7 protein-coding genes are annotated in these 6944 nt (G+C 60.9%); 1 reads left to right on the top strand and 6 read right to left on the bottom strand.

The annotated features are described in order from the left end of the window. A partial coding sequence (locus B0E41_RS07175; RefSeq protein ID WP_253194664.1) for a PhoH family protein occupies positions 1–1487 on the top strand: 1487 nt, incomplete at its 5' end. 63 nt (positions 1488–1550) lie between these two features. Here the strand turns inward: B0E41_RS07175 and dnaB are convergent. From dnaB to B0E41_RS07145, 6 genes are all read right to left on the bottom strand, one after another. Further along, complete coding sequence (gene dnaB / locus B0E41_RS07170) at positions 1551–2981, bottom strand: replicative DNA helicase (protein WP_077330379.1); 1431 nt, start codon at positions 2979–2981, stop codon at positions 1551–1553. A 186-nt stretch (positions 2982–3167) separates the two neighbouring features. After that, entirely contained in the window at positions 3168–3620 is a 453-nt protein-coding gene (rplI, locus tag B0E41_RS07165) for a 50S ribosomal protein L9 (RefSeq protein ID WP_077330377.1), read from the bottom strand. 13 nt (positions 3621–3633) lie between these two features. Continuing rightward, positions 3634–3915, bottom strand: coding sequence for a 30S ribosomal protein S18 (gene rpsR, locus B0E41_RS07160; protein WP_077330375.1), 282 nt, complete (start codon positions 3913–3915; stop codon positions 3634–3636). A 12-nt stretch (positions 3916–3927) separates the two neighbouring features. Continuing rightward, positions 3928–4230, bottom strand: a complete 303-nt coding sequence (priB, locus tag B0E41_RS07155; RefSeq protein ID WP_253194663.1) for a primosomal replication protein N — start codon at positions 4228–4230, stop codon at positions 3928–3930. 10 nt (positions 4231–4240) lie between these two features. Beyond that, a complete protein-coding gene (gene rpsF / locus B0E41_RS07150; protein WP_077330371.1) occupies positions 4241–4654 on the bottom strand; it encodes a 30S ribosomal protein S6 in 414 nt (137 codons plus the stop codon). A 178-nt stretch (positions 4655–4832) separates the two neighbouring features. Then, positions 4833–6944 carry a sodium:solute symporter family protein gene (locus B0E41_RS07145; protein WP_077330369.1) on the bottom strand — a complete coding sequence of 704 codons (2112 nt, stop codon included), beginning with the start codon at positions 6942–6944 and terminating at the stop codon, positions 4833–4835.

The raw sequence follows: 6944 nt of genomic DNA, 5'->3' as shown, positions 1-6944 counted from the left end.
CTCCGGCACCCCGGTTGCCTTTTCCGACCCCCACCCCGGCGGCTTTGGCGCCACATGCGGGAGCCCGTCGTCGTGGGGGCAAAGCCGCGTCCCATGGTGCCACGCGCCTGTTTGTGCTCGACACCAACGTGCTGCTTCACGACCCCATGAGCTTGTTCCGCTTTGAGGAACACGACATCTACCTGCCGATGATCGTGCTCGAAGAGCTCGATGGTCACAAGAAGGGCATGACCGAAGTCGCACGCAACGGCCGTCAAACCAGCCGCACCCTGGACGCCCTCGCCGCGCAGCAAGGCAGCGACATGGCCAAAGGGCTCAAGCTTTCAGCGACAGGGCACCAGACCGCGCGGGGTTTGCTCTTTTTCCAGACCGAGCCGCTGAACGCTGAGTTGCCCAGCAGCCTGCCGCAAGGCAAGGCGGACAACCAGATTCTCGGCGTGGTGCATGCACTCCGTGAGAAACATCCCGAACGCGAAGTCATCCTGGTGTCCAAAGACATCAACATGCGGGTCAAGGCGCGTGCCTTGGGTTTGGCCGCGGACGACTACCAGAACGACAAGACACTGGAAGACGGCGAGTTGCTGTACGCCGGTGCTCTGGCGCTGCCGCAAGACTTCTGGACCCGTCAAAGCAAGACCATCGAGAGCTGGCAAAGCGGCAGTCACACCTTCTACCGCGTCAGTGGCCCGGCGGTGGGACATTTCTACATCAACCAGTTTGTCTATTTCGAAGCACCCGGCGAACCAGCGCTGTACGCTCGTGTGACTGAAATCCGTGACAAGACCGCTGTGCTCAAGACCCTGAAGGATTTCACGCACCTGAAGAACGCGGTGTGGGGTGTGACCAGCCGCAACCGCGAGCAGAACTTTGCGCTCAATCTGCTGATGGATCCCGAGGTCGATTTCGTGACGCTGGCAGGCACAGCCGGCACCGGCAAGACACTCATGGCCCTTGCCAGTGGCCTGACGCAGGTGCTCGACGACCGCCGCTACACCGAGATCATCATGACCCGTGCCACGGTCAGTGTGGGCGAGGACATCGGTTTTCTGCCAGGCACTGAAGAAGAAAAAATGGGCCCCTGGATGGGCGCCCTTGACGACAACCTCGAATTCCTGGCCAAGGGTGACGGTGGCAACGCGGGTGACTGGGGTCGTGCAGCCACCAACGAGCTGATTCGCAGCCGCATCAAGGTCAAGAGCATGAACTTCATGCGCGGGCGGACCTTCATGAACAAGTACGTCATCATCGACGAGGCGCAAAACCTGACGCCCAAGCAGATGAAGACACTGATCACTCGGGCAGGCCCGGGCACCAAGATCATCTGCATGGGCAACCTGGCGCAAATCGACACGCCGTACCTGACCGAAGGCTCGTCAGGCCTGACCTACGCGGTGGACCGCTTCAAAGGCTGGCCTCATGGTGGGCATATCACGCTGGCACGCGGAGAGCGTTCGCGGCTGGCCGACTACGCCAGTGAAGTGCTCTGATCGCGCTGTACGCACCAAAGAAAAACCCGGCTCTGCCGGGTTTTTCTTTGGGTGGTGCAGGGTTCAGAAATCACCACCGCCAGCCAAGCTTTCAAAGCGGGTGAGCGTATTCAGGAAGGTCAGCTTGACCACACCCGTGGGGCCATTTCGCTGTTTGCCGATAATGATCTCGGCCACGCCAGGTTCCTTGCACGCATCCTTGGTGTAGTACTCGTCGCGGTAAATGAACATGATGATGTCCGCATCCTGTTCGATGGCACCTGATTCGCGCAGATCGCTCATCATCGGGCGCTTGTCGGTGCGCTGCTCAACCGAACGGTTCAACTGGGAAAGCGCGATCACCGGGCACTGCAGCTCCTTGGCCAGCATTTTCAAGCCGCGTGAGATTTCGCCCAACTCCGTCGCGCGGTTGTCGCCGCCATCGGAGCTTGAACCACTCATGAGCTGCAGGTAGTCCACCACGATCAGACCCAGCTTGCCGCACTGGCGCGAGAGGCGCCGTGCATTGGCGCGCAGCTCACTGGGGGTCAAACCCGGCGTTTCGTCGATGTGCAGGGACACGTTGCGCAACTTCTCGATGGCTTCGGTCAGGCGTGGCCATTCATCGTCGGTGAGTTTGCCGGTGCGCAGATGGCCCTGGTTGATCCGGCCGATGGAACCAACGATACGCACCGCCAGTTGGGATGCACCCATTTCCATGGAGAACACGGCGACCGGCAGGCCTTCGTTGAGCGCCACGTGCTCGGCGATATTGATGGCAAACGCTGTCTTTCCCATGGAAGGGCGCGCGGCCAGCACCACCAGATCACCGGCCTGCAGACCCGAGGTCATGCGGTCCAGGTCAATGAACCCGGTGGGCACGCCAGTCACGTCCATCGGGTTGTCGGCCATCTCCTGCACACGGTCCAGCAGATCGACCACGAGCGTGTCCATGCCCTGGAAACCCTCCTTCATGCGCGAGCCTTCTTCGCCGATCTTGAAAATCTTCTGTTCGGCCTCGTCAAGGATCTTGGCGACCTGCTTGCCTTGCGGGTTGAACGCCGCAGTGGCAATTTCATCGCTGGCTGCCACCAGCTTGCGCAGGATGGCGCGCTCGCGCACGATCTCGGCGTAGCGTCGGATGTTGGCCGCGCTGGGCACGTACTGTGCCAATGAATTCAGGTAGGCAAGTCCCCCCGCCTCTTCGGCCTTGCCCAGGTTCTGCAAGTGCTCGAACACCGTCACTACATCGGCCGGCTTGCTGGCATTGACCAGCGCGGCGATTGCGGAATAAGTCAGCCGGTGCTCGTAGCGGTAGAAGTCGGAGTCGTTGACCAGATCGGCCACGCGATCCCAGGCCTGGTTGTCGAGCAGCAGGCCGCCCAGCACACTGGACTCGGCCTCAATGGAATGCGGTGGCACCCGCAACTGAGCGATTTGTCGGTCGGACCCGAAACCGGCGTCATCCAGGCCGGCATCGAAGGAGGAAAGTGAGTTGGAAAAGACGGCTGACATGGCGTTCCTGTTGAATCGGCAATGGTACGCCGCACCCTCGTGGATGTCATGGGACAAGCCTGTGGACAAGCCGTGCACAGGCTGGGGACGGATGGGGACAACTCCGTGCTCAGAAAACAAAAGGCCGCTGACCCGAGGGCAGCGGCCTTTGACCGATCGGCGGATGAACCGCCGGTCAGGCGGGGCTCAGGCGGTTTCGCCGAGCACCGACACGTTCACGTCGATGGTGACGTCGGTGTGCAGGTTCACGCTCACCGTGTAGTCACCCACATTTTTCAACGGGCCATTGGGCATGCGAACTTGCGACTTCACCACTGCGAAGCCTTGCTTGTTCAGCTCTTCGGACACGTCGTGGTTGGTCACGGAACCGAACAGCCGACCGTCTACACCAGCTTTTTGCGACAGCTTGAGCGCCACAGCAGCCAGCTTTCCACCCAGGGCTTGCGCCTCGGCGAGTTTGGCAGCAGCCACTTTTTCCAGCTCTGCGCGGCGAGCTTCAAATTCGGCGATGGCCGTTTGCGTAGCGCGACGAGCGCGGCCAGCGGGAATCAGGAAATTGCGTGCGTAGCCGTCTTTGACCTTGACCACGTCGCCCAGAGCGCCGAGGTTGACCACTTTATCGAGAAGAATGATTTGCATGTCAGTTTCCCTTTCAGACGCGGTGCTGGTCGCTGTACGGCAGCATGGCCAGGAAACGCGAGCGTTTGATGGCGGTGTTGACCTGGCGCTGGTAGAAGGCGCGGGTGCCCGTCAGGCGAGCGGGGATGATCTTGCCGTTTTCGGCGATGAAGTCACGCAGGACATCCACGTCCTTGTAGTCGACTTCTTCGACGTTGGCCACGGTGAAGCGGCAGAAGCGCTTGCGCTTGAACAGCAGCGATTGGGTGTTGCGCTTGGGGCGCTTGTCTTTGTTGAAACGTTTCGGTGCAGCCATGATGGGCCTTTCCTATGTTTTGCTGAAATCTTGAATATGGAACACGACACCTTTGCCGTTGCGTGCATTCGCCAGGAAACCGTGAAAGCTGCAGACCGATTCGAGCCCCTGTCGGGACAGCGTCTCTGCCATTGAACCGAAGGCCACGGCCCTCAGTTGCAGTTTCACCGTTCGCGGGGCATCCATTTCGGTGACCATCGACTCGTGCTCAAGCACAAGATTCACGGCCGGTATGCCTGCCGGGGTGTAACGAAGGCTTTGAACCTGCACCACCGTGGCCGACAATTGAAACTGGTTACCTGCTGGCGATGTCACACCTCGGGTGTCAGGCTTCGGCGCGTTGTTCGCGGGGCTCGCGCGGTTCGCGCTGTTCGCGAGATTCGCGCTCAGGAGCCTGCAGCTTGCGGGCCTCTTCGCGCTCGACCGACTTCATCATGCTCGAAGGGCCGGTTTCGGCCTTCTTCTTCAGCACGGTCAGGTGGCGCAGCACGGCGTCGTTGAACTTGAAGGCGTGCTCCAGTTCGGCCATCACAGCCTGATCGGCTTCGATGTTGACACACAGATAGTGGGCCTTGGACAGCTTGTTGATCTGGTACGCCAGTTGACGGCGACCCCAGTCTTCAACGCGGTGGATCTTGCCGTTGCCGGCGGTGATCATGCCCTTGTAACGCTCCAGCATGGCTGGAACCTGTTCGCTTTGATCCGGGTGGATCAGCAAAACGATCTCGTAATGACGCATGGACTCTCCTTGTGGATTAAAAAGCTGCCCCCAGCGTCAACAGGGGTGCAGCAAGGCGAAGCCCATGATTCTAGCAAAAAAATGCCGGCCCGTCGCTTTGACGGGCCGGCAAGCATTTGAACCTCTGTCGGCGAGAGCACCGGGGTCTGCGGGATTTCTACCCCGCAGACTCTCCGGCTCAGGACAGCTTCAGGCTGGGATAACGCACGTGTTCCACCAGCTCCTGGACCTTGCGACTGGGCGCCGGGGTCACCATGCTGACGACGATGATCACCAGAAAGCCCAGCGGCACACCAAAGACACCCGCAGAGATCGGCAGGATGCCAAACCACAGCTCAATCGGTGACGTGACGCCAAAGATCCCGCGCATCCACGGCTGGGTGGTCACCATGTAGTACACGGTGATGCCCAGACCGGCGACCATGCCGAGTGAAGCTGCGATGCCGGTGGCCCGTTTCCAGAAGATGCCAAGCACCAGTGCAGGAAAGAAGGCCGCCGCAGCGAACGAGAACGCCGCCGACACCAGGAACAGGATGTCCGCCGGTTTCTGCGCCGCGACATACGCCGCGCACAAGGCCACCACCAACAGCAGCATCTTGGAGATGGTCACGCGTCGCGCGGTGGATGCGTTCGGGTCGATCATCTTGTAGTACAGGTCGTGCGACAACGCGTTGGCAATCGTCAGCAGCAAGCCGTCGGCGGTGGACAACGCAGCGGCCAGGCCGCCCGCGGCCACCAGACCCGAGATCACGTAAGGCAAGCCACCAATTTCAGGCGTGGCCAGCACGATGATGTCGCCACCGATGGTCATCTCGTTGAGCTGCAGAATGCCGTCCTTGTTGATGTCGGTGATCGCCATCAACGTAGGATCCACCTTGTTCCACGAAGCCACCCAAGCTGGCAACTGGTCAAACGGCGTGCCGACCAGCACATGGAACACCTCGTACTTGACCAACACGGCCAGCGCCGGGGCCGTGAAGTACAGCAAAAAGATGAAGAACAGCGACCAGGTTACTGACTGACGCGCCTCTTTCACGCTCGGCACGGTGTAGTAGCGCATCAGGATGTGCGGCAGCGCGGCGGTGCCGATCATCAGACAGAAGATCAGTGCCAGGAAGTTCAGGCGCGACTCTCTGTACGTCTTCTGAGCTTTCTCATCGCCGTTCGGGTCGCCGCTGAACTGCGCGGCGTGGGCCGGCATGCCGTTGAGTGGTTTGGCCTTGTTCTCCGCCGCAGTCTTGGCAGCCGTCCATGCTTTCTTGGCGGCGGCCTCGTCCTTCGGAACAGCGGCCAGCGCCTTTTCTGCCGCAGCCACATCGGTCGCAGCGCCGTTGGCTGCACGCACTTCGGCCAGCTTGGCTTCGGCTGCGGCTTTGTCAGCCGCCAGCGCCGCGGCGGGGTCCTTCAGCTTCGCGTCCAGGTCAGCGGCGCGCTTCTTGAAGATTTCACGCACCTCCAGCTCTTTGGGATCGTTGGCGAGCAGCTTTTCCTTGGCCGTGACCTTTTCCAGCTGGTAGCCGTAGATGGCCTGCGGCACGGGCACGCTGGTTTGCTTCACTGAAAGCCAGACCACCGGAATCATGTAGGCCACGATCAGGATGATGTATTGGGCCACCTGTGTCCAGGTCACCGCGCGCATTCCACCCAGGAAGGAGCACACCAGAATGCCGCCCAGCCCGAGGAAAATGCCCAGCTCGAACGCCACACCGGTCAGGCGCGACGTGATCAGGCCCACGCCGTAGATCTGCGCCACCACATAGGTGAATGAGCACAGGATGGCCGCGACGATGCCGATGAAGCGTGGCAGGTTGCCGCCATAGCGTTCACCCAGAAAGTCGGGAATCGTGAACTGGCCGAACTTGCGCAGGTAGGGCGCCAGGAACAGCGCCACCAGGCAGTAGCCACCGGTCCAGCCCATGATGAAGGCCAGGCCGCTGTAACCGGTCAGGTACAGCGTACCGGCCATGCCGATGAAGGACGCGGCCGACATCCAGTCCGCGCCAGTGGCCATGCCGTTGTACATGGCGGGCACACGGCGCCCGGCCACGTAATACTCCGCCGCGTCGGTGGTCCGGCTCATGATGCCGATGCCGGCATACAGGCCAATGGTGGCGAGAAGGAAGATGAAGCCGATCCACTCGCGCGAGAGGCCCAGTTGCTCAAGGATGGCCAGGACCACCACGAAGACAACGAAGCCGCCCGTGTACCACTTGTAGACCTTGTTGAGTTGACTCTTGAACGCTTTGTTGGAGCCGCCGCCGGCGCCCGCTGTTTCGAACATGCCTGCCAT

Source organism: Hydrogenophaga sp. A37, assembly GCF_002001205.1.
Classification (GTDB): domain Bacteria; phylum Pseudomonadota; class Gammaproteobacteria; order Burkholderiales; family Burkholderiaceae_C; genus Hydrogenophaga.
The sequence above is the reverse complement of the archived record's forward strand: the minus strand, read 5'-3'. Positions and strand labels throughout refer to the sequence as shown.